Source organism: Nesterenkonia sandarakina (genome assembly GCF_003003175.1).
GTDB classification, from domain to species: domain Bacteria; phylum Actinomycetota; class Actinomycetes; order Actinomycetales; family Micrococcaceae; genus Nesterenkonia; species Nesterenkonia sandarakina_A.
Genome location: NZ_PVTY01000023.1, coordinates 1 through 21,997, shown reverse-complemented (window position 1 = coordinate 21,997; position 21,997 = coordinate 1). Strand labels below are relative to the sequence as shown.

The following is a 21,997-nucleotide window of genomic DNA, read 5'->3' as shown; positions in this document are numbered from 1 at the left end:
AGCAGTTCATACACTTCCGCGTCGGGATGATCGGCGACATCGTCCCAGCCCACACCGGCCGCGTCGGCGGCCTCCAGCACCGCGGTGACGCTCTTGCGAGACATGCCCTGCGATGCCGCGATCACCCGCCCGGAGAGTCCCTCGGCACGTAACTGCAGCACCAGCTTCGCTCTGATCTTGCGTACCATTGACGATTCTCCTTCCGCCGTGTGCCCAATACACACGGCGGAAGGAGCTTAAGCTCGGTGGCCCCCACGCACACCATCACCGGCCTCGACGCCCGCTATCGCCGGACCCGAGTGCTGGCCCCGGAACGCACGACCAGTGGACCCCAGCGAAGCCAATATTCAGATGCACAAGTCATGGCTGTCGGTCCTCCAGTCGTCAAGGTGTGGAACCCTATCGAGGTCGATTCCCTCGTCGCCAAAGGTCGCTCCGCAGGTGATCCGGATCGCATCACGATCTCCGTTGCCGCGGAGCGCGAGCAAGACAAGGTGATCGCCCTTCAGCTGGTCGAGGAGAGGCAAGCACTGGGCGTCACGCCGTGATCGTCCCAGATGCGCCTGAGCCCGCTTCAGCGCTCCGGAGAAGAGGTTTCGGCGAGTGAGTTCTCCAGCAGCTTCCGAAGGGCTCCGCGATCGATACCGGTCAACCGAGTGAGATAGAGGCAGGCTTTGCTCGCGCGGTGCTTGCCGAGCTGGGCGACAAGTTCAGGCCAGCGCTGCGAAAAGTCGTGGGTGAGGTAGACCGTGTGTTTCGTGGAGCTGGTTGCGAAGGCGAGCAGGGGCGCGCGGCCGCTGTGCCCGCTGTCGTAGCGGTACTCGTATTCACCGAAACCGATGATGCGGTCCGCCCATACGACCGGCTTCTCCCCGCTGATGTCGCCGAGAATCGCGACCAGTTCGTCAGCCTCTGTTCGCCGTGGTCCGGTGACGCGGTCGAGCACCTCCACGACGGGAGTGTCCGATGGTGACATCGCTGGTGTCTTCGTTGCCATGACTCTCCTCAGGGTCGTGCTGGTTAGCCCAAGAGTAAATCAGGCAGCAGTTGCATGAACGACGTCAGCTGAAAACCTGTCGGTCCTCATGCCAAACAGCGGGACCTTGAAGGAAGTCTGTGACTGGCTGTAGGATCCCGCGGATCCTGTCACACGGCCTAGGCGCTGACATGGGGAGTGACATTTCGTCGAGACGCAGTCTGTCTCACTAACTTGTCGTAATCCTCAGACTCAGTGCGAGGATATGCACGCCGGTCGGTTGGTGCGGACTCTTCCACCGCCCTGGCGTTCTTGTCGGGCCTCGGATGCGAGAGTGATGACTATTTCTGACTTGGGTGTCGAACCGCGAGTTGGCGAGGCACTAGACGAGTTCGCCAAATCTCGACCTGGTGTCAGTATCGGAACGTCTTTCCGTAACGGGTCGGCGCGTCAGGGCCATGGATTCCTTCTTTGATCCAGGCGCGTTTTGCTGCGCGCTTCAGCGCCGAAGCGCAACGATCAGAGCATGTGTGACGCTCCAGCATGAGCCAGAAGAGACCATCAGGTATTGGAGTCCCACAACGGATGCAGGGGTCACTCGGCTTGGCTCGCCCACCAGGGTGCCTGAGACCAGCACGCAGCCAAGCGTTGTAGTCCAAGTCTTGGGTATTGGCGAGCTTCGCTTGATCCAGCACATATGAAGGAAGCCACTGAGATGCGTTAGGAACCCTTTGTTCCCGTGTAGCCGCTTCAAGAGCTTCACGGGCAACTTGTATTCGTTCCAGAAAGTCTTGTTCGTCGAGGATCTCGAGCGGCTGTCCAGATGCTACAAGCTCTTGCGCTCTTTGAAGTTTCCCTGTGAGGTTGGCCCCGGGCCTCAACGTCCTTGGATCAAAGTCCCCGCTGACCACGAGTGTCGTTGTCTTGCCCACGCTAGCTTGCGCTTTCCCACCTAGCGATTCAACCAAGCTCTGCGCTTCAGCGCGCTTCAAAATCTGTAGAGCGCCCGTAAACACAACTTTTTCACCCTCAAGAGGGTTGGATGTCGACAAGCCAGTGAAGTCGCCAAGGGGTCTCGCACCCGAACCCGCTTTCCTCGCCTCATGATGACTCCACTGGAACAGGTCGTCGAGACTGTTGACGTCCGCTCTATTGGCAAGTTCGGTCACGATCCGCGCACACTGCACAGCGTCGTCCATTGCACGGTGATGGATGAACTCTGAGAGACCCAAGAAACTAGAGACGACTGGAAGCTTGTAGGACGAGAGTGTCAGCAGGTTTCTCGCCAGAATCTCGGAGTCATGCCAGACATTTGTCGGGGGTTCAAGATCGTATATCGTGCATGCGCGCTCGATGGCGGACCTGTCGAAATTGCTGTGGGCGACGATCACATCCTCTTGAATGAACGCGCTGAGTTCTTGCTGGATCGTGTCCCACGCTGGTGCTTCTGCCACATCTTCAGGACGGATTTGGTGAACGTCGATGTTGCGGGAGTGAAACTCTGCGAACTCCTCGTGCGGCCTAACCAAGGACGACCACGTGTCAACCACCTGACCGTCACGGACCTTGGCTAGGCCGATCGCGCAGATAGAAGCGCGCTGAGGATTGGCAGTCTCAACATCCACTGCGGTGAACGAGAGTCCTGACTGTTTTGCGGGCGGGTTGACGGTCATTTTGGTCCTTCCGACTCTAGGTCCACTGTAGGAACGCAGTACGTCAGACGTGTGGTCTCGACTCTGACGGAGTTGATGATTCTGCCGGAATTACTGGTGCAGATCTGTCTGTTTGTCTTGGCGCTCTAGATCCGGTCAAGGAGGTCTGTCTTCTTCAAGGTGAATTCTTCGTCGGACAGAACACCTGCGGCATGTAACTCTCCGAGTCTCTTGATCTGTTCAATCACGTCATCCTGTTTCTTGGCGGGCATCGCGGCCACTTTGGGGGCGGCGACGGGGGTTGCCGCTGTGGGCGCGGCGAGTCCGCCCAATACGCCCCGCCCGGCAACCTCCAGACCAAGCGCGGTCTTGTCTGCACTGCGCGCCATTCCTCCCGTGGCCTTCAGGGAGTGCACCCGCTTGTCGGTCACGAGCGTGAGGAACACCGTTCGCTTCTCATTAGATGCGAGATAGTTGAGCCCAACTGTCGCCATGCCTGCGAGCGCGCGACCACCAGCGCTCTTGTCCTGAACCTGGAACGAGTGCTTGATCGACATCAACTTCTCGTACGGAGTCGTTTTAGAGATGAACGCGGCGACGCGGACATAACCACCGTCGTAGATCTCGATCGTCGATCCGCCGAACGATTGCTTTGTCACAAGGTTCCCCGCCGGCTCGCGCGCCTGTAGCGCCCGCGTCTCAGCATCTTCAGTCGCCTTCTTGGCGTCCGCGACGGTTTTGGCCCAGAACCCCTGCTTCTTGCCGGAATCTCCGGTGGCGTTGTTACCCATGTCACCATTATGCCTACGTAGTACAGATTCGAAATTGTCGACTTGGGTGTTGTTGAAGGAGAGTCGTAGAGCCCTTCGCAGACCAAGTGTGACAAGAGCTCATCCTGTGGCGACTGGGTGCAGGAGCGTAAGAGTGGGAGGTTGTCACGCGTGTGACACGAAACTGCGACGGTGACACGGATGACGGGAGCTGACGCTCCCGCCCGCCGCCGCTGTAGGATCCCGCGGATCTTGTCACAGGCGTCAGCCGCTGACATGGGGAGTGACATTTCGCTGAGACGCGGTCTGTCTCACTAACTTGTCGTAATCCTCAGGTTCGGCAGATGAGAATGAACGCTGCGTCCGGCTGGTTTCAGGCGACTAGGGCCAGGCGTCGGAGTCCGGATCGTCACAGGTTCGGCGATAACAGCTCTGCGATCCCGAGAGTGCTATCCGTCTGCAAGTCGATCAACGATGCTAGGGACATGGAAAATGACCAGACGTTGCGACGCTTTGTTCTCAGAGCCCGCCGTATAGCGGCACACTCGTTGGCGACTGAACCCGACGTACTACGAGGGCTGGCAGATTTCACCCTCGCGGGAAGTCTCGCCCTCGATGGGACAATTGAGCTACGCCGCCGACTCCCTGATGAAGAGATCTTCGAATCCCTAGCGGCTCGACTCAGACCTGTACTGCTAGGCAGCGAGTCCATTTATCATGAGAAGGTCCTCACGGCTATTGAAGGCACCTTGGCGAAGGCAGACACAAAAGCTCTGGACATTAGTGAGTGCCTCCTAGAGACCGCCCGATTACGAGAACGTTGGGCTCGGTTTACATCCACCAATCTTGTGGATCATCGATATTCCGTCGGCAGTGTCAAGGTCGACGGGACCGAACCCGTCTCCCAGGTGTCTGACAGCCAACTGGCTCTGGCTTGGCTATACGGTGATCTAGTACACGTGGATGTGAAAGGCGAGAAGAAGCCAGGAACCCGCCTCCCCATGAAGGAACGGTATTCCGCTGCGGTTCCCTACTTCTCTGACGTCGCACTGCTCTGCGCAGACACATTCGAGCTCATCCTGGCGATTTCTGATCTTGGTCTACTGGACCTGGGCAGCGAAGCCCTCGAGGCGCCCGTCGTGGTGGGTCTTGACGAGCTCACGAGTACCGGTCTCGCCTTTATTGCACCTGCCGGCGGGGACGAGATGCCCGCGTTCGACATTGCGTCTGGAGCATTGCCTGCAGGCTTCAAGCAACTCACGGTTACTGAGTTGCTTCGGCTAAATCAGAAAAACCGGGTGCAGGTGCGACTCGAAGCAGCAGACGGAAACCTGATCGCCGAGCACGAAGGTGGCGTTACCAGAAATCGGAACGGAACGACGCATGCATGGCGTGCGCTAGTGGCGGGGGCCATTACCTACGAACTTACTTTCGACGTCGAAGCGGATCGACTCTTGCAACCGCGCTGCACTATGACATTTGAAACCGTTTCGACGAATGAAATGGCGCTGGAAGTCGCCAGATTTGAACGAGATGCTAGCCGGAGTGCAGTTATTCGTTTCATCGTGGACGATCGAGAGTTCTTCACAGTCCCCGCCTCGGCCGCAACTCAGGACGAGGCTCGAACTATGGATATTTCGGTGGAGGTGCTGTCGGACCTTGTTGCTATCGAGGCTGCCGCTGGGGTCCAGCTTCCACTAGTTGCTGCTTCTGCGACTTATCTCGAACGGGCGAACCTACGCCGAATGAGACTGCTTTGGGAAGGTCACGTGGTGCCGTTCGTCCGCAGCCCACTGACCACTACCGTCGCGAGAGGTGTGGTTCCTGACGTCTTAGGTGTCCCAGCCAGTAGTCAGAATTTCGCAGATCTGCAGTTTCCCTCTCCAGCTCTGTTGATCCGCCATCCTCTGATGGAACCAGGGTCCGTGCGAGAAGCCGAAGCAAATCAACAACCTCAAGACCTGATGGAGATGGTCATACCAGTCGCGGAGCCCTTTGTGGCTTGGGCGCCAGATATACGCACGGTCAACGGGGATAGCGACCTAGCGAGGCCATCGCCCTGGGGCTTGTCTCATTTCGACACGTCCTCTCTGTTGGGAGATGGGTGGTCGCCTGAGCGCGGAATCACGACTCGTCGGCGTCAGAAGAGTTGATGTAAACGATGGGAATGTTATGAGGGTGCAGAAGTTGGTGGCGGGGCAATCACCTCAGCCTACGAATCGAGTAGGTTCCGAGAGGCGACTGAACCATGCCTAGAACTCGCCCTGGTTGCCCATGCGGTGTGTATCAGTGCGTTCACGAATCAGCTCCGTGCTGAGTCTGATACTCGCAACTGTGTGCCTACAAACTCTCGGGCCTTGATAGCGCCGGACCGTACCAAGAAAGTCGAACCCTCGAGTTCAGTGGGGGTCATAGCAGTCACGTCGAGCGGTAGCTGGCCAACCTGCACGTCATCCCGGTCCAGAAACTCATTTAGGTCACTTTCATCCTCGTAGACGACAAGGAGGTCTAGATCGGCTGGATCAGCGCGCGTCAACATGGAACCGAAAACGAAAAAATCCAGTGCGCTGCACTCCTCGACAATCGACTCGATAAACTGAGGGATCTGGGCGATCACTTGTGCAACGCAGCGAGAGTTTCACGCCATTTCAGCACTCGTATCTCGCCCAGCTCCGCTACCTCGGTTGCCTCTACAGTCGGATCGCTGTTGGGGTTAGTTGCGGCGAATATATCGAACTGGCCAAACCGGTCGATCGCGGATCGGACCGAGTGCGCGGTGGGTTGATACTCGGATCCGATGTAAATGACAAGGTCGGGAAGACCGCGGCGGATAACTAAGATTCTATGGTCGTCGAGAAGAGTGAAATCAGTGATCGCCCGATGCTGGCGCAACCCTCGTATGACGAAAGTGAGTTCGCGCTCCTCATAGTCGCCAAGAACTTCACAGTCTCGGAGTGCACGGATGGCGTCGCCGAGCCCGCCCCAGCCGATACGTTTTTCCCGCAGTAGCACGATGGCGTCGCCCATGAACCGCCCCTCTTTTGGGAGGTTAAGCACGAAACCGACACCTTCGTTTGCTTCGAGAAGGGACCGGGCATCTGCGCGCTCCACATCGCGCGTTGAGAGGACCCCTATCAAAGCTTCTGGGTGAGAATCGCGGACCACCCTTACCGTGTTTTCTTGAGGCCGGGCCTCGCGGATGAAATCGTATTCCTTTAGACGTTCCGAAATCCAGCGCGCGGTGTTATTCAAAGACCCTGTCCATTCCACTCGGATACCGTCGGCTCGTGAGGCCTCGCCGACCGTGTAGATGTCTCGCTTCCAAATCACTTACGTGGGAGCGATACTGCTCGACTATTGAGACCTCAGATTCCGTTAGTAGTCCACGGTTGACATCAATGATGCGGAGCATGCTGCGATGATTCGGGATCAGAGTCTCAAGCATCGCTCGTCTCCAATGAGCTGCTTGTTCCGCTTCGGGGTTCATGGCGTAGTCATTGTCTGGGCCGAGATCGGCGTGAATCATGCGGTTTTGGACACGGAGGGCATGGATTGCGGACCAGGCCTCCTCCCGGGATGCCACGGCCGATACGCCAAGTGCGCGCTCCGTCTTCTCGATCCTCGAGCGCTTCCACTCGAGAAGCATGTCTATTGGGTAGGCCTCCGGGGACTTGTCGACAAGCGCATGGCAATTGGCGCATAGCAACAGAAGGTTCGCCCAGTCGCGGCGTGCCTCGTCCGACATGTCCAGATTCGCTCTTGGTCCACTTCCACTGGCTGCCACAATATGGGCAGCTTCCGCAAAGTGAGCGTCCTCCCCAACCGGATCTTGAACGATGAGTTTGGCGAGGCAATCGGGTCTTCCGCAGTATCCGCTTGAATCGCCCCACAGCCGCGACCGGGTAGACGCAGATGGGTTGGTTGGACCGCGGGCACAAGGCATAAAGTGAGCTTCTCACGACTTTGATAGTCACGGAATAGTCGGTGTACAGGAATGGGGTCTGCTGCACGTTTCGGTGTCCGGAATCATCTCAACGCAGGCTGTCCCGGAAGAGGTCTGGATGGAGACGCATCAAGACACGACGATCGCGGCGGCGTTGTTGGGCTCGACGGCTGCTGTCAGTGCCTTCCGCTGCGGCCGCAAGTGTCGCTGCCAGCCGCTCGGGAGAGCGAGTCGGGTCCTTGAAAAACCGGCCGTCGCGAAGATGCTCGCTCACGGTATAGGGGGCTACGCCGGTGCGTCGCGAGATCTCCTTCGTGGTGAGTCCTTCGCCCGATAGTCGGACTATTTCCAGACACCGATTCACCCGTTCCATGACCTCGTCGAAGTGAGAAATCGTCCGGAGAGGTGTTCCCGATTCCCCGAGCACTCTCGCGACGGTGGTTTGACCAATGCCCAGTTCGCGCGCCACTGACATCTGAGATTTGCCTTCGGTGTATAGGTCCACGATGAGCTTGTCTCGCTGGAGGCGGTCTTCAGCTTTCGCGGCACGGATGCGTTCTTTCTCTTCTTGATGTTCGACACGTCGTCTATGCCGCTCTTCAATATCTCTCTGGCGTCGGACACGCCTTGCGTCCCTCCATAGCCCGTAGAGCTCGTCGTCGATGGACGGTGGAAGGTAAGGAACTTGACGCCCGTCTCGGTACTGAATGCTGGGATAGTTGTGGTGTTTGGGCCATGAGATGTATCGGATGTCGTGACGTCGCGCACGTAGCTGCGCTATTTCTTCGTCCGAGATAGCGAAATCGCTCCGCTGTCCTATGTCTGCGACCATACGGGCTAGGGCCTTCTCTAGAAACCGACGAACATCGCGCTGAAGTCCGGATTGGTCTAGGTGTTCCTGCGTGATGTCTCGGGGTAGCTCGACGTAAGTGGTGTCGCCAGCTGCTAGGACTGCTCGCCCATGATGATTGTGGGCTGCAATCAGATCATGCAGGTCCCGAGCCTTGCTTGCTTGAAGGTAACCAAAGCGGTGGCCTTTGACGTAGACGGCGACCGCGGTGGGGTCGACTTCGTTAGTGGGCTCCGGGACTAGCTCCACTTCGGTGGTGGTTCCGGAGAGGAACTTCTGGTTGCCAGCGTGTTCGGGGCGGAGTGCGATCCAGTGGTTGTCCCACAGGTAGCGTTTCGATTTGTCCACGAGAATATGGTGTCTCTGTTTGCGGCGCACGTAGCGTTCTGCAGACAACGTCTCGGGTGAGACGAAACCGTCCCGGTTTCGTCGTGCTGCCCAGACGTCCTCGTCGTCACGTCCCGGCCTTTGCACGACATCCATCTTGCTGCTCCTTCTCAGTTTCAACACGCGGTGTACAGGCCCCATATTGGCCTGACGTTTTACGGGTTAGAAGACAACGCAGTCGTGACCTGGGAGAGCAAGCGACGACGCTCCAGATCAGGATCGATAATCTGGATGAACTCAAGGGCGTTAAAGCGGTCGCCCTGTCTCCGGTTCTGCGGCGGTTCCAAGCCCTCAATCATCAGCGCCTCCAGAGTGGCGATCAACATATCGATATCGATGCCCGACGGTGCAGTCCCGAGTGATCCGTCCTCCTGAACTGGGCGGACACCGAACCAGGAGAACCGGTCCCATCTGCCGCTCAGCCGATCCCTGGTGTGCTCCCACAGACGAGCGCCCATGCGTTCCTTGGTCACTCGACCCACGTAGATCGTCCGCGACCGGTCATGGAGCAGATAGATGCCGGCCTGAGGCGCGAAGTCCACGCCTGCACTGCCAGACTGTTGCGAGCCAAATAGTTGCGCGTTGCGGCTGCGGGACCAGTCAATGCCGTCTCGGCGCCAGTACATACCAAACGCATTGATGAGGCCCATGTCTTCAACGTCGGTTGATTCACTGGGGGCCGGTGGAGCGATGTCTTCCACTACGGCCAGTGGACTCTCAGACTCGAGGGGTGCGACATGGCGGGTTGAGAGGGCGTAGGTGCCTCTTTCAATGCGCATGACCTCATTCACCAGAGGTGGTCGAGAGAGTTGTGCGGCAACTGTCGCAGCGGGAGTCGCCCCCACATTGGTGCGAAGCCCCTCATCGATGATGGCTTGAGCGATGTCGGTGTAGTGGACGGGCTCCTCTGCCGCATCCAGCACCTTCTTGATCGCATCCTGCCACTTCATTTGAGCCATCTTCATACCTCGCCTCATCGCACTGACCTCGCGGCACAGCATGCCACTGTGAGTTTCGACTGTCTTAGCCTCAGAGCTTATTCGTCTTCGATTCCGAAATGGTTCAGGAGTCTCTCTAGTGTGAATTCCTGTCGCAGTTTCCCAGCACTGTTCTGATTCGCGAACATGCCCTTCACCCAATACGCCTCCGACTTGGGAACCGTGGTCTCCCATCGAACTGGCACCACGTATTCAGCAAGATCCGCGTCCAAGGACGGCTTCTGATCACTGTGCTCGTAATCCGCCGCTAGAGGTTGCTGGCAGAGAGGAACCAGCTGCCCATCGGACTCGACTTCAGCTCCTGAGAAAGCAATAGCTTCCCCCATCGTCACACCGACTCCGACGTAACCGTGCTTAGGGATGTGCACAAAGATCCTGGCGCCCACCGGTAGGCTGCGCAGCGTCCTTGAGTACCATTCGCCGCCGCCAGCGGATACGAATCCATACCGTCGGGCGTCCTCCCAGTCCCGGTGGTCCCCGTCGCCGAAGGTGACGAACCAATCCCGGCCGTTCCATTCGGCCCGCTTACTCGCCCGGCGGGTAGATATCGGCGCGGCAGACGATGCTTCGGATGCCATCCAGGATCGTGCCAAGTAGCGCCGTTCATCGTCTTCCAAATAGGAGAAGAAGACGGCATTGATGGGGAGGCCGAACTCGCGCAGGTAGGTGACGATGCGCTCTGAACTGTCGTCGAGGCTTGTGGCCACGATAGTCATCGTGGTTTCCTCGTTCAGCTCATCCGGTGCGGGGGCCTCGAATAGCTCCGTGAATGCTTGTTCGAACTCTAGATCGGCCCGTGTCGCGGTGAAGTGGGTGTTGGCGATCTCGATGACGGAGTCTCGGTCCAGTGTGGAGATCCAGGAGCCGTAGTCGAGGATTTGGGCGACGACTTCACGGGGAGTGCGGTCGCGCTTGAGCTCTAGGACGTGGAGGTTGCCCTCGTAGTCCATGGCGAGGAGATCAATCCATTTGCCGTGTGGGGTCCGGACTTGTCGCCCGATGATTAGTAGCTGTTGCCCCAGCAACGAGGAGTCCTGTTCCAGGAACGTTTCGAGTTCGGCTTCTGTGGGCAGGCGGCCGGCGGGCAGTCGCCGTGGGGTCGCGCCATCGAGGCGCCACACGCCCATTTCGATCGGCATGAAGGCCTCCATCTCGAACGCACGTGGGGAGCAGGACTTCCTTTCGTGCCATTCACCGTAGTCGTCGAGGGTCCGTCGCGATAGGCCAAAGGACGCCACCCGGGGTGCCCCGCGGGAAACCTGCGGTGTCCAAGGGGGCAGGAGGGAGCCGTTAGGTGCCTGAGACTAAATAGTCTCTCTGGATACCCCCCGTCTGTTGACCCCATCTGCTGGCCCTCGCCCGTGCCTGGTGCGCTTCGAAGGAGGCCGTGTCTCTGAAACGCTCTGAGACGTCCCATACGCCGGGGTCACCGCTGGGTTGCACGTCGAAGGAGATGCAACCCGGTTCAGCGCGCGTCAGTTCTACATGCAGAGGGAGGAGATCGGTCACGGTCGTAATCTCCTCCTCGCTCCGACAGATCAGGCGCCCGGTCAGCTTGATGTTGTGCATACTCCGGATTGTCCCAGGCGGGCCGCCCGAAGAGCTCTAGTCGACGAGTTCTCTCCCGGACGCAGCGCGCCAGACGATGTGGTCCAGGGTGCGGGAGCTGACCTGAAGCTCGTCTGCCGTAGCCTGGATCAGCTCTACGGCCCTGTCGAAGTAGAGGTCAGTGTCCTTGCCCAAGGCGTCAGCCAAGAATCGCAGGATCATACGATCGGGCTTCACCGACGGCATCCCAGCGAGAATCAACAGGTAGTTGTAGGTGACACCAGAGCTCTGACTCGGGAGCTTCTTCCAACCGGTATGGACCGGATTCTCCTGCGGTGACTCTTCCACTACTGTGCGGAGCTCCTCGACGGTATCGATTCCGAGTTCCACCATGAGATGGGCTGCTCGCTCAATGATCTCGGCCTTCAGCGGCGCGTGAGCTTTCGTGTGGGCGGGCTTGAGATTACCGACGACGTTCTCGGCCCAACCACGTGGGCCACCTGCCTTCTCAATGGAGCCAAGCAGGTCCTGAGCGCCGTGTGAGGTTCCTTCGGTGGTCTTGTACTTGGTGATGACGTTGACCACTGAGGTGTAGTGCGACCCAGTGGAGTAGAGAGAGTCGATGATGCACAGCGCCAGGCTGTCTGGATAGCCTTCGGGGGTCTGCCAGAGGGTTTTGTCTCCGAGGTTGTCCTCGCAGTATTTGACGAGGGTTTGGATCTCGGCCTGGGTGACGGTCATATGGTCTGCTCCTTGATTGTTCTGGTTGTTGAACTGCACGCGGTGGACCTGCGTCATCCCGCCTGGGTGGCGTCCGCGAGGGCATCGAGCAACCCGACATCGACCAGCAGACGCACCCGTTCAGCGTCAGGCAGGTCCCGGAGGCGCTTGATGATCTCGTCCGTCTGAGTCTCATGACTCCAGAGAGCATCCTCAGAGACGTCCACGAGGGTGGGGGAGTAGAGGAAGTCCTGGGTGGAGTTGTTGCGGTACTGCTGCTGCAACGTGGAATCGCCAGCGATCTGATTCGCCAGCAACCGGAGTGCCCCGACCTTGTACTCATCCGTGGCTGCGAGGTCTCCAAGGTATTGGTTGACCTTCTCGATGACCGCGTCCATCGCGGCGCGTTCCTTCTCGGAGGCACGGTTCATCCCTGCCTCGGTGAGCCCCTGCAATCCCTGGGGTTCACCACTGGTGAGGTCCAGAGTTTCCTCACGGAGCTTCTCGAGCTTGTAGTGGGTGAGCACCACATCAGAGATATCAACTGCCGCCGGGTTGGTCTCGTCCTCGGTGAAGTCCTTGAGCAACCGGGCCAGGAGTCCGCTGAAGGGGGAGAGCTTCTCGTAGGTCGGGTCCCCGTAGTCCAGGATCTGGGAGAAGAACGAATACGCCTTGGGGTACTGGGTCAGCGTCGCGCGGAACTCGACCAGGCGCTCGATGGTGGAGGTGTCTTGTTCGCGGATGGCCTGTTCCCACCGGTGGGCGAATCGATCCTTGGCATACTCCAAGGAGGAATAGACCGCGTTGTGGCGCTCGGTCTTGGAGCGCCATTCCCGCCAGAACATGTCGACCTCGGACTGGGTGAAGATGTTCTCGTTCTCCATCTTGGTCCGCAGATCACCGATCAGCTCGGGATCGGATTCCGTCTCGACGTGGGCGTCTTCGTAGTACTCCTGGAACGCGGCCAAGATCTGGTCTGGTTCGTTCACGAAGTCCAACACGTAGGTGTTGTTCTTCCCCGACGCCCGGCGATTCAACCGAGACAGCGTCTGGACCGCGGAGATGCCGGAAAGCTTCTTGTCGACATACATGGCCACCAAGAGCGGCTGGTCGAACCCGGTCTGGTACTTGTTCGCGACGATCAGCACGTGCTGCCCGTCCTGGTCGAACACCTTGGCAAGGTCACGACCACGCAGCGCAGGATTGGCAGAAGCCTCCGTCACGGTGGGCCGGTCGGACTCGTTGAGCACTTTCACGTCAGGGTCCGGGACATCCCCGGAGAATGCCACGAGCGACTGGAGGTCCAGCTGTCGGCGTTCGACTTCGCGTTCGAAGGCCCGGTGGTACTGGACCGCTGCTGCGCGGGATCCGGTGACGACCATGGCTTTGGCTTTTCCGCCGAGTTCGGGTCGGACGACGCGTTGGTAGTGCTCGATGATCTCGTGGACCTTCGAGGCCACGTTGGTCGGGTGCAGTTCCACGTGGGCGATCAGGGCTTTCGCGCCTCGACGTAGATCGATCTCTTCACCCTCGTGCCCTCGAGGAGGTCGTTCACCTCCAGCACGTTGGGCGATGCGGGCGGCGACCTCGTAACTGGTGTAGTTCTGGAGCACGTCGAGGATGAATCCCTCTTCGATGGCCTGCTTCATCGGGTACAAGTCGAAAGCCTGGAAGATGCCGGCGTGATCTCGGCGGCCGAACATCTCCATGGTCTTGCCCTTGGGTGTGGCGGTGAAGGCGAAGAAACTGATTCGTCCCTCTGCGTCGACCTGGGCGGCCATACGGTTCAGCACATCCTGATCCACACCCGCGTCATCGGGATCTTCAGCGTCTGCATCGTCGGAGTGGGTGTAGAGAAGCTCTTTCAGAGAGCTGGCGGCGTCACCGGTCTGGGAGGAGTGGGCCTCATCCGCGATCACGGCGAACCGGCGTCCCGCTATTCGGCCGCCTTCGTCCTGGACCCGCTTCAACGCATAGGGGAACGTCTGCAGTGTCAGACCAATGATCGGAGTATCCGCCGCGAGGGCTTCCAAGACCTGGTCGGTCTTGGAGCCTTCTGATCCGCTGGTGATCGCCTTGAAGGTGCCTGTCGTCGTGGTGAGCTGGTTCACCGCGTCCTGGAGCTGCTTGTCCAGCACCTGTCGGTCAGAGATCACTAAGACGTTGTCGAAGACCTTCTCGCCAGCTTCGGTGTGCAGTGAGGCCAATCGGTGGGCTGTCCATGCGATGGAGTCAGTCTTGCCGGAGCCCGCCGAGTGCTGATCAGGTACTTATGCCCTGGGCCTTCTTCTCGAGCCGCTTGGGTCAGGTTCGTGACCGCGCGCCACTGGTGGTACCGAGGGAACCGCACCTGGGACTTCTCGGTGACTTCACCGGTGGTCGGGTCTGTGCGTCGTTCGTGGTTGATGTAGATGAACTTCGTCAAGATGTTCAGCCACGTATCTGGGGCGAGGATCTCTTCCCAGAAGTACGCGGTCGGCGCCTTGCCCGGGATGGAAGGGTTGCCCTCACCGTTATTGTGTCCGCGGTTGAACGGCAGGAACGTGGTCGCATTGCCCTCGAGGCGGGTGGTCATCGCCACTTCAGTCTCTGAAACGGCGAAGTGCACCAGGGCCCCGCGCCCCACGGTCAGCAGCGGCTCACCCTTGGGGTGCCGGTCCTTCTTGTACTGCTGCTTCGCCGCCTCCAGAGCTTGGGTCATCTCAGTCTTCAACTCGATCGTCGCCACGGGCAGTCCGTTGAGGAAGAGCACAAAGTCCAGGCTCGCCCCGCTCCTGGTCGAGTATCGGACCTCCCTGACCACGCGCAGCCGATTTAACCGGTACTTATCAACGAGGGCTGGGTTGCGGTCATCGGCCGGCGGGAACTGCATCAACGAGAAATCACGCGCTCCGGGGAGCCGAAGCTTCCCACGCAGAGTCTTCAGTGTGCCGCCACCCTGGGACTCATCAGTGCTCAACTGCTTGGCTAGGCGGTCGAGGATCCGGCGGCGACCTCGCTCCCGAGAGGTCTCATCGGCGGAGGACGGGACGATCTTGGCGAAGTTCTCGGGATCGGAGTCTTCTAGCCAACCGAGGAGGTCCTCTGGGAACAGTGCCCGCTCGACGTCGTATCCAGTCGAGTTGTCTGACCGTAACCAACCCAGTGACTCGAGATGGTTAGCGATCAGTTGCTGGAAGCCCTTCTCTTGATGCGTAGAACTCATACGTTCTGTCTGACCTCATCTTCCAGTTCCTCGGCTACAGGTTTGCGTCGCTCGGTCACATCAATTTGTCCGGTTACTGCCGCGGAGATCAGAGCTGCGCGACGTTCAAGCGCGAGAGTGGTCGCGGTCTTGAACTCCTGATGGACGACATCCATGGACGCTTGGTCTCTCGCGATATAGCGGCCGACCGACTCTTGCTCGTCGAGAGGGGGTCGGAAGATTCTAAGTTTAGATACGTCGTCGACCGATAGTCCTGGCTGGGCAGCAGAGGTTGAGTACTGACCCAAGTTCATGAAGTGCAGCAGGTACTCCAACCATTTGAGGTCCAGCGAACCCGAAGGCTCCACAACTACAGCGTGTTCTGTTGCAAAAAGCGGACCATGCCCGACAAAGACTTGGCCACACAACGCTCCCTGGCGCCCGAACATCACTTGGTCATCGTTGTGCGTCCAGCTAGAGGTATACCCTCGAAGGCCACCTCCTCCGTAGACCGGGTACTCTCCAGAAGGGTCTATGTCGGCAGCCGTGATGCTGTCTCCACTTCTGAGGCGAGCTACCAACCCAAGTTTTACAGTCTCCCAGTGTTCAGGTATTCGAGCGCCCTGCAGCCAATCAACTTCGTGATCTTGGGTCAAGGTTGGGTTCTGCTTTGTCCCTTGAGTGAGCCAGATGGCATGTTGTGCGGATGAGCGTTCCAAAGCAAGAGCGGCGAAGCCCTTGGTATCGGAGATAAAGGCGTCGATTTCAGCGATCTCATGGTCGAGGTAGTCCGCAATCGCAAACTGCGAACTGGGTTCGGGGTAAGGGACGACGCGGTGACGGAAGGCATGCAGATTTAAGTTCGGCACTGCGCCGGGGTTCATCAACGGGGCCAGATCGATGGTGTGCAATAGATAGTAGAGAAACCGAGGGTGCGTGCCATCCTTTGGTATCAGGGCCATTAGATTATTGTCGATGCAACACTCTTTGGGATTTTGCGCAACTCTCCCGAGCACCGTAGCGGCGCCAATCTTCGCCATGAGACTGCTGTTCTCAGGGATTATTTCAGCCCCAAGCCCAACCGCGGTCTGGAAGCTGATGGTGTCGCGAGACTTCAGCATCATGCCCCAGAGGTCTACTGACTTTAATGAACCAACTTTAAAGAACGAAACATCTTCGGATTCTTCGCCCTGATAGGCGATCGGGAAACCGGTCCCGGAGGAAATTCTTGCGAGCCTCTTCAGCGGCGCGTGGTTCATGACCTGACGTGCTCGAGGCGTTTGCGGATGCGACCAAGTACCGCTTCGAGCTCTTGATCGATCTCCTCGAGAGGTCGCGGCGGTTCGTACTCATAGAAGTGTCGAGTGAAGGGGATCTCGGTGCCTTCTTTCGTCTTGGTTTCGTCGATCCACGCATCGGGTACGAATGGCTTCACTTCGCGTTCGACATAGTCGTGGATATCTTGGCTCCATGGGACGTTCTCGGTGTCTCTCAAGTCTGAGTTGGGTTCGGGGGTGCCGTCGCGCTTCGTCACGAGTTCACCGTGGTCGTCGTGCTCTCCGAGCTCACCGAGCAACGCTTTGAGCTCGGACGGCTTCAGCGCAAGCCCGGCTTGATCGAGACGTTGTTTGAGGTCCTTCTGGAAGGTCGCGCGCTGAGTGCTCACCTGGTCGGCCGTCTCAGCGCTAGCTCGTTCGAGCTCCTTGCGGAGAGAGGCGTGGGTTGCTTCGGGGAGCTTGATGATCGGCTTGGCTGCCAGTGCGCGTTCGATGCGCTCACCCGAGTAGGCGTAGTTCAGCCGCAGCGGGCGCTCGACTGTGATGGTGCGGTAGTAGAAGTCTTCGTTGGCGAAGATTTTGGAGTGCTTTGTTTCCGTGAAGTCTGCGTAGAGCTTTGCGATGGTCGTGATGTCATCGGGGCCGAGCATCTTGCGTTTGGACCCGACCGACTTCCGCATCTTGGTGAACATCTCGGTGGCGTCGATCAGCTGCACCTTACGTTTGCGGTGTGCGGGTTTCTCTTTGTTGAGCACCCAGATGTAGGTGGAGATACCGGTGTTGTAGAACATGTCGGTGGGCAGCCCGACGATGGCTTCGAGGTAGTCGTTGTCCAGGACCCATTTGCGGATGTTCGACTCGCCAGACCCGGCCCCGCCGGTGAATAGGGGGGAGCCATTGAGGACGATCGCGCCACGGCCACCAGTCGTGGAAGCGTCGGCTTTGGGTTCGCGGAGCTTGCTCACCAGGTGCATCAGGAATAGTAGCGAGCCGTCGGAGATGCGGGGCAGCCCGGGTCCGAACCGGCCGTCGTACCCCTGGACTTTGTGCTCTGTCTCGACCTGCGTGCGTCTGGTCTTCCAGTCCACGCCAAAGGGCGGGTTCGAGAGCCCGTAGTGGAAAGTCCGGTCCCGAAACGCTGGGTTGGTCAGGGTGTCACCGAGCACGATGTTGTCGATGCTCTGGCCCTTGACGACCATGTCTGCTTTGCAGATGGCGTATGAGGCTGGGTTGAGCTCCTGGCCCAGCAGGTTCACGGACGCGTCAGGGTTGATGGCTTTGATCTTGTCGTCTGCGACCGAGAGCATGCCGCCGGTGCCGGCTGTGGGGTCGTAGACGTCGCGCACAATGCCGGGGGCCTTGAGGTCTTCTTCGGTGTTCAACAGCAGGGTGACCATGAGGTCGATGACCTCACGCGGGGTGAAGTGCTCACCGGCGGTCTCGTTGGAGGCTTCCGCGAACTTGCGGATCAGCTCTTCGAAGATGTGCCCCATCTGGTCATTGCTGACCCGGTCCGGGTGCAGGTCGGTTTTGGCGAAGTGCTGGAGCACCTGGAGCAACAGGTCGTGGCGGGCCAGGTCGATGATGGTGTCTTCGAATTTGTACTGCTCGAAAATGTCCCGGACATTCTCGGAGAATCCGTTGATGTAGCCGCGGAGGTTCTCTTCGATGTTGTCAGCGTCGCCCCGCAGCGTCTTCAGGGTGTGTTGGGACCGGTTGTAGAAGCTGTAGTGGTGGCCCGCCCTGGACCGGAGCATCCCGCGGGAGGGTTCCTGGTCGGGCTCGAGGTCCTTCACCGCGGCGAGGACCGCATCTTTCGTCGGAGCGAGAACTGCGTCGAGTCGAGCGAGCACGGTGAAGGGAAGAATCACGTCACCGTACTGGTGCTGCTTGTGGGCTCCGCGGAGGGTGTCTGCGACTGACCAGATGAATTGCGCGTGATTAAACACGGAGATCGTTCCCTACTACTTGCTCGGAATGCTTGCCTTCCACTCACCGTAGTCGAAGGTGCAGACAGAGCCACGGTGATCGACTACGTCGACGATGTTCGCCTTCGCAATGACGTGATCGGGCCACTACGACCGGAGCGCTCAGAGAGGTGCCCCGGTCTGCGTGGATGAGATGGCGTGCGCATAGGTTACGAGCGGGTGGGAGGTTCGGCTACCCGCTTGATTTCCTCCAGCTGTTCAGTGCTGGCTGCAGCGATCAAGAGCTCTCGCATCTGGGCGCGACCAACCTCGGTCGGCCTCACGATAGTGGCGTCCTTTCGGATTGCCCGTTCGTCCGAGGCGGCCCATTGCTCCAGAGCGTCTTCGTCAGGTGTGTTCGTGGTTCGCTTGCGGATCATTTGGGGCTCCGTGTCTCGTTGGGGTACAGGGGCCTTCGACATCTAGCTATCCATGAGCGCGATCAGAACGCGTGCCCTGGAGCTTCTCTCGGACAAGTCTTGGGCGCGACTCTGGCACTAGTACAGCTGCCCGACTCAACCGCGGTGATCTCCACGCCCACGACCGACTACCTTGAATGGTGGCGAAGCTCCGAATCGTGGAGCTCTGTCGTTTCCTCCTTGCCGTTCGCGCATGCCGAAGGAGCGAACGGTCCTTACGTAGAGCCTTGACGCGATTGGCCATGTGATGCCCCAGGCGGAGGGCCGGTCACGGGGTATCTCCACTGCTCGATGGCTTCAATATCCTGAAGCAAATCATGAACGGACGAGTAAATACGATCAAGCTCATTGACCGTGCCCTCGAAGGACGGTGATATCACATCGAAGTCACCGTCCTCAGTAGGCGTAATGCCTGTCCCGCCTCCCTCGTAGGAGTCGTCCCACCCCTCAGGGATGCTTGGCCGGTAGACCCATGAGTCCATGAATGCTGCAATGGTCGTATCGAGGAACCAATCCTTGCGCGGTCCTAGTGCTCGCTTCAATTCGGGTGAGCGGAGCACTGGCAACGAGAAGGTCAGCGGCGGTGGATCGGGTTCCTGCCGCTGGCTTGTTTCCTGGGGCCACTGCGCGACGGCTTTGGGACGCTGACTACTTTCTCGGCGCTGCTTCGCTACCGCCTTGGGACGCTTCTTACTCTTGGGCATTAGAGCCTCGATCCCTCCAGAAGGGGCAACCGTTGGTCGATACCAGTGTGAGCTGACGAGGTACCCGTTGGGCTACACCGTGGCAGCAGTTGTTCGGCGTGCCCCTGAACAACTCTTGCTCCACTCATAAGCCCTGTGGATCCGCCGGAAGATGCTGCGGCCATGTCCATTAGCTCCCAACCTAGACGGCCGGAGTCTAGAAAGTACCCCGTTTGCGCGTTCACTTCGCTTCGTCCCGAGCCTATTCCTGATGGAGGTGAAGCGCTAGACGACGATTCCCGACAGTCCGGTTCAGAGTCGAGCGCCGATGTTCGATAGCTCCCCACGACTTAGGCCTCTCGACGTTGAGGCGCGCGAGCAGTCTCCTCAGAAAAGGTGTTTATAGAGCTCTGGGTAGAAGCCAAATACTTCGAGACCTCCGGTGCCGCCGCGCAGTTGGTCCTCTTGAATTGTGAGCCATGGGCTGCCGAGCGAGTAGAGAAGCTCTTTATCGTGGTCCCCGCCGCCGTGCAGGTTCCTGATGTCGATGGCATCGTGGACTGCCAACCAATGTTCCTGCAAGGTAGTTCCTGGGCACAGTGCAAGATAGTTCATCCTCTCCTCGCTCAAGGCCTCGGCGAGATCGGTTGCATGGTCTTCGTGAGCTCTAGACTCATGCATGGCGGCGGAAACCTTGGGGTCAAACGCGGGAGGCGTCAGGGGTCCCTTGTCACCTCTTCAAGGAGGTGCCCAATAGATCGGCTCGTTGAAGTACGTCTCCAATGCGTCGCTCAACCGGTTGAGCTGGTCGGGCGCTAGGGTTCGAGGTGTGAGGCGGCGACCCCAGTTCTCTCGCTGCTGGGGTGGAATAAGGTTGCAACTACTTTGAGTGGAGAAAGACCACATCCACAGCAGCCCTTCGTCTCCCAACCCTTCGGTCACCCCGAGGTCGGGGAGAAGCATTCTGAGTGCTTCAGGAGAGGGGAGGACATCTCGTCGCCGTTGGTAGTTAATCGGTGGTGGCGCATCGTGGAGAGCCTCTGCCATCTCTACAAACTTCCTCTGCAGGGGCCGCCACCCCGAGGTCTCCGCCAATCTCCGCCATGTTCTCGTCGCAAATCGTGCTGAGGCCTTAGTAGCGCCAAGACCCTCTGCGATAGAAGCCAGGGTCATTGAACGACCGACGTTGCAGATCGCCAGACTCATCGCGAATCGGTCGCCATCGGTTAGAGCCCGATCAGCGAACTCGTTGCTATCTGCCCACCAAAGTTGCGGCACTCGGTGGAAAGCCAACGCGGGAGTACTCCACCGAGGAAAGTGAACTGGCACCTCGGGTTGGGGGACCCTCACGCCTTGCGGTGCCCGAGGCCACGTCGACTCCAGCTGGTACGTCAGATGCATAGTCAGAGGAAGCTGATCACGAATGCTCTCGAGATAGAGCGCTTGAATAATGGGATGCGCGGCCTGAATGGGTGTCCCCTTAGGGGCGGGTGTGATCATGTCGGGGCGACCCAAGTGGCCACGCAGAATTTGATACTTCTGGGCCCGCGAGACAGCTTGGCAGAGCGTGGGTTCTTCGAGTATTTGGTATGCGATACCGAGCGCTGATCTGACGTTGTCTCTCGTGGGTTTGGTGGAGTGCTGACTCGCTAGATCACGAACGATGACGGTCAGAGCGGTTGCGGCCTCCTGGTTAGATGCCGGAAGGCCCGCGGCACTTCTCGCTCCGTGAGGTTCTGATACGCCTTTCGATAGAAGAATGCAGGCAGCCACAGTCGCCGGGTCGGCCTCGGCGCACCGGCTCTCCCGGAGGTCCGCTCCGCACTTCGTGAGTTTGGTTCGAGCTCTTCTTCGGGGGTCGGGTCGGTTTTCCGGACATTCCGTCACGGGTCTTTCGTTCATCGCCCAGGCGGAGGTTGCGAACGGTTCCTGGCCGCAGGCGTGACAAACTCCCGCCAGTAGAACGTGATGAATCGGGCACGCCACGTTAAATGGGTCACGCCAGGCGCTGCGCCAGTAAGGCTCTGTGGCCAAGCATTGGGGACAGAACCGGCTGCCTTTTAGGGAGGGAATGATCGGATGGCACTCCCACGCCATGTGGGGCGGCTCGCGGTACTCCAGGCAGTGGGCCATCCGCGCTTCATCACTGAAGTTAGTTCTGATTCCGACTTCATTTTCGGTGGAAACTAGCGCCCGCTCGACCATGCCGAGGCGGTAGTAGGTGAGTTTGACGTGCAGTGCTCGAAAGAGCGCTGCTGGGGACATTCCGTATCTATGGGCCAGGCGGCCGGCCCAGCTCGGCAGAGTTTCGTCATCATGAATTGGGACTGCGATTGGCCAAGCTTCTAGATCGTCTCCACCCGGTACCTCCCGCAGTGTTAGACGCCCGGCTCGGGCGCGCCTAGGCTGTGCGGCGGCTGGTTTCGGCTGCATTGTCCGCTTTTGCGCGGGCGAGAACCTCGGCATCGATATTTTCGACGCCTGAGCTGATGGCCAGATAGCTCGCGTGATCGAGCAACATCGTCAGTTGAATATTGGCTTCGCTGGGGTCCACTGGTCGTGCGTTCCGGGGCCAGCACTCGGGTCCGGCGATAGCGGGCGTCGAGGCCGGTGATGGTGTGCG

At 59.1% G+C, this 21,997-nt stretch carries 18 protein-coding genes and 2 pseudogenes; 2 read left to right on the top strand and 18 right to left on the bottom strand.

Going from position 1 to position 21,997, the window contains the following annotated elements; all coding sequences use genetic code 11:
* Positions 1-188 (bottom strand): annotated as a pseudogene (locus BCL67_RS13800) (IS21 family transposase); the annotation flags it as partial.
* A gap of 57 nt (positions 189-245) precedes the next feature.
* On the opposite strand from BCL67_RS13800, the gene BCL67_RS13795 reads away from it, so the two are divergent.
* Positions 246-548, top strand: a complete 303-nt coding sequence (locus BCL67_RS13795) for a hypothetical protein (RefSeq protein WP_106123999.1) — start codon at positions 246-248, stop codon at positions 546-548.
* A 26-nt stretch (positions 549-574) separates the two neighbouring features.
* Here the strand turns inward: BCL67_RS13795 and BCL67_RS13790 are convergent, their stop codons facing one another.
* From BCL67_RS13790 to BCL67_RS15255, 3 genes are all read right to left on the bottom strand, one after another.
* Positions 575-997, bottom strand: a complete 423-nt coding sequence (locus BCL67_RS13790; RefSeq protein WP_106123998.1) for a DUF1801 domain-containing protein — start codon at positions 995-997, stop codon at positions 575-577.
* A 392-nt stretch (positions 998-1,389) separates the two neighbouring features.
* Entirely contained in the window at positions 1,390-2,649 is a 1,260-nt protein-coding gene (locus tag BCL67_RS13785; protein WP_106123997.1) for an exonuclease domain-containing protein, read from the bottom strand.
* Positions 2,650-2,774: 125 nt separating this feature from the next.
* The gene (locus BCL67_RS15255; protein ID WP_146131183.1) at positions 2,775-3,419 is read right to left on the bottom strand and encodes an SHOCT domain-containing protein; all 645 of its coding nucleotides are present in this window, start codon (positions 3,417-3,419) and stop codon (positions 2,775-2,777) included.
* A gap of 464 nt (positions 3,420-3,883) precedes the next feature.
* On the opposite strand from BCL67_RS15255, the gene BCL67_RS13775 reads away from it, so the two are divergent.
* Positions 3,884-5,551: a hypothetical protein gene (locus BCL67_RS13775; protein ID WP_146131182.1), complete on the top strand. Its 1,668-nt coding sequence runs from the start codon at positions 3,884-3,886 to the stop codon at positions 5,549-5,551.
* Between the two features lie 460 nt (positions 5,552-6,011).
* Here the strand turns inward: BCL67_RS13775 and BCL67_RS15250 are convergent, their stop codons facing one another.
* From BCL67_RS15250 to BCL67_RS15550, 14 genes and pseudogenes are all read right to left on the bottom strand, one after another.
* Complete coding sequence (locus BCL67_RS15250) at positions 6,012-6,650, bottom strand: hypothetical protein (RefSeq protein ID WP_146131181.1); 639 nt, start codon at positions 6,648-6,650, stop codon at positions 6,012-6,014.
* Complete coding sequence (locus BCL67_RS16025; RefSeq protein WP_146131180.1) at positions 6,643-7,341, bottom strand: HNH endonuclease; 699 nt, start codon at positions 7,339-7,341, stop codon at positions 6,643-6,645. Before BCL67_RS16025 ends, BCL67_RS15250 begins: the two co-directional genes overlap by 8 nt.
* A gap of 88 nt (positions 7,342-7,429) precedes the next feature.
* Entirely contained in the window at positions 7,430-8,674 is a 1,245-nt protein-coding gene (locus BCL67_RS15245; protein WP_181256032.1) for an HIRAN domain-containing protein, read from the bottom strand.
* 59 nt (positions 8,675-8,733) lie between these two features.
* A complete protein-coding gene (locus tag BCL67_RS13755) occupies positions 8,734-9,537 on the bottom strand; it encodes an HTH domain-containing protein (RefSeq protein ID WP_219886529.1) in 804 nt (267 codons plus the stop codon).
* A 77-nt stretch (positions 9,538-9,614) separates the two neighbouring features.
* Positions 9,615-10,715 carry an endonuclease NucS domain-containing protein gene (locus BCL67_RS13750; protein ID WP_106124000.1) on the bottom strand — a complete coding sequence of 367 codons (1,101 nt, stop codon included), beginning with the start codon at positions 10,713-10,715 and terminating at the stop codon, positions 9,615-9,617.
* 151 nt (positions 10,716-10,866) lie between these two features.
* Complete coding sequence (locus BCL67_RS13745) at positions 10,867-11,145, bottom strand: putative quinol monooxygenase (protein WP_106123992.1); 279 nt, start codon at positions 11,143-11,145, stop codon at positions 10,867-10,869.
* Between the two features lie 36 nt (positions 11,146-11,181).
* The gene (locus BCL67_RS13740; RefSeq protein WP_106123991.1) at positions 11,182-11,865 is read right to left on the bottom strand and encodes a hypothetical protein; all 684 of its coding nucleotides are present in this window, start codon (positions 11,863-11,865) and stop codon (positions 11,182-11,184) included.
* A gap of 53 nt (positions 11,866-11,918) precedes the next feature.
* Positions 11,919-14,051 carry a type I restriction enzyme subunit R domain-containing protein gene (locus tag BCL67_RS13735; protein ID WP_258175090.1) on the bottom strand — a complete coding sequence of 711 codons (2,133 nt, stop codon included), beginning with the start codon at positions 14,049-14,051 and terminating at the stop codon, positions 11,919-11,921.
* The gene (locus BCL67_RS15855; protein ID WP_258175089.1) at positions 14,000-15,049 is read right to left on the bottom strand and encodes a type I restriction endonuclease; all 1,050 of its coding nucleotides are present in this window, start codon (positions 15,047-15,049) and stop codon (positions 14,000-14,002) included. Before BCL67_RS15855 ends, BCL67_RS13735 begins: the two co-directional genes overlap by 52 nt.
* On the bottom strand, positions 15,046-16,287 hold the full coding sequence (locus BCL67_RS13730) for a restriction endonuclease subunit S (RefSeq protein ID WP_106123990.1): 1,242 nt from the start codon (positions 16,285-16,287) through the stop codon (positions 15,046-15,048). The genes BCL67_RS15855 and BCL67_RS13730 overlap by 4 nt, the downstream gene beginning before the upstream one ends.
* The gene (locus BCL67_RS13725; protein WP_106123989.1) at positions 16,284-18,254 is read right to left on the bottom strand and encodes a type I restriction-modification system subunit M; all 1,971 of its coding nucleotides are present in this window, start codon (positions 18,252-18,254) and stop codon (positions 16,284-16,286) included. The genes BCL67_RS13730 and BCL67_RS13725 overlap by 4 nt, the downstream gene beginning before the upstream one ends.
* 1,507 nt (positions 18,255-19,761) lie before the next feature.
* Complete coding sequence (locus BCL67_RS13715; protein WP_146131178.1) at positions 19,762-19,989, bottom strand: hypothetical protein; 228 nt, start codon at positions 19,987-19,989, stop codon at positions 19,762-19,764.
* A 123-nt stretch (positions 19,990-20,112) separates the two neighbouring features.
* Entirely contained in the window at positions 20,113-21,807 is a 1,695-nt protein-coding gene (locus tag BCL67_RS16020; protein WP_181256031.1) for a TniQ family protein, read from the bottom strand.
* Positions 21,776-21,997, bottom strand: a pseudogene (locus BCL67_RS15550) (hypothetical protein); the annotation flags it as partial. The gene BCL67_RS16020 and the pseudogene BCL67_RS15550, both read right to left, overlap by 32 nt.

Excerpts from the sequence above, each read along its gene's own strand:
- BCL67_RS15855 (WP_258175089.1), bottom strand. The coding sequence starts at position 15,049 with ATGAGTTCTACGCATCAAGAGAAGGGCTTCCAGCAACTGATCGCTAAC.
- BCL67_RS13785 (WP_106123997.1), bottom strand. The coding sequence starts at position 2,649 with ATGACCGTCAACCCGCCCGCAAAACAGTCAGGACTCTCGTTCACCGCA.
- BCL67_RS13715 (WP_146131178.1), bottom strand. The coding sequence starts at position 19,989 with ATGAACTATCTTGCACTGTGCCCAGGAACTACCTTGCAGGAACATTGG.
- BCL67_RS13790 (WP_106123998.1), bottom strand. The coding sequence starts at position 997 with ATGGCAACGAAGACACCAGCGATGTCACCATCGGACACTCCCGTCGTG.
- BCL67_RS15255 (WP_146131183.1), bottom strand. The coding sequence starts at position 3,419 with ATGGGTAACAACGCCACCGGAGATTCCGGCAAGAAGCAGGGGTTCTGG.
- BCL67_RS13755 (WP_219886529.1), bottom strand. The coding sequence starts at position 9,537 with ATGGCTCAAATGAAGTGGCAGGATGCGATCAAGAAGGTGCTGGATGCG.
- BCL67_RS13740 (WP_106123991.1), bottom strand. The coding sequence starts at position 11,865 with ATGACCGTCACCCAGGCCGAGATCCAAACCCTCGTCAAATACTGCGAG.
- BCL67_RS13775 (WP_146131182.1), top strand. The coding sequence starts at position 3,884 with ATGGAAAATGACCAGACGTTGCGACGCTTTGTTCTCAGAGCCCGCCGT.
- BCL67_RS13745 (WP_106123992.1), bottom strand. The coding sequence starts at position 11,145 with ATGCACAACATCAAGCTGACCGGGCGCCTGATCTGTCGGAGCGAGGAG.
- BCL67_RS13730 (WP_106123990.1), bottom strand. The coding sequence starts at position 16,287 with ATGAACCACGCGCCGCTGAAGAGGCTCGCAAGAATTTCCTCCGGGACC.
- BCL67_RS15245 (WP_181256032.1), bottom strand. The coding sequence starts at position 8,674 with ATGGATGTCGTGCAAAGGCCGGGACGTGACGACGAGGACGTCTGGGCA.
- BCL67_RS16025 (WP_146131180.1), bottom strand. The coding sequence starts at position 7,341 with ATGCCTTGTGCCCGCGGTCCAACCAACCCATCTGCGTCTACCCGGTCG.
- BCL67_RS16020 (WP_181256031.1), bottom strand. The coding sequence starts at position 21,807 with ATGCAGCCGAAACCAGCCGCCGCACAGCCTAGGCGCGCCCGAGCCGGG.
- BCL67_RS13750 (WP_106124000.1), bottom strand. The coding sequence starts at position 10,715 with ATGCCGATCGAAATGGGCGTGTGGCGCCTCGATGGCGCGACCCCACGG.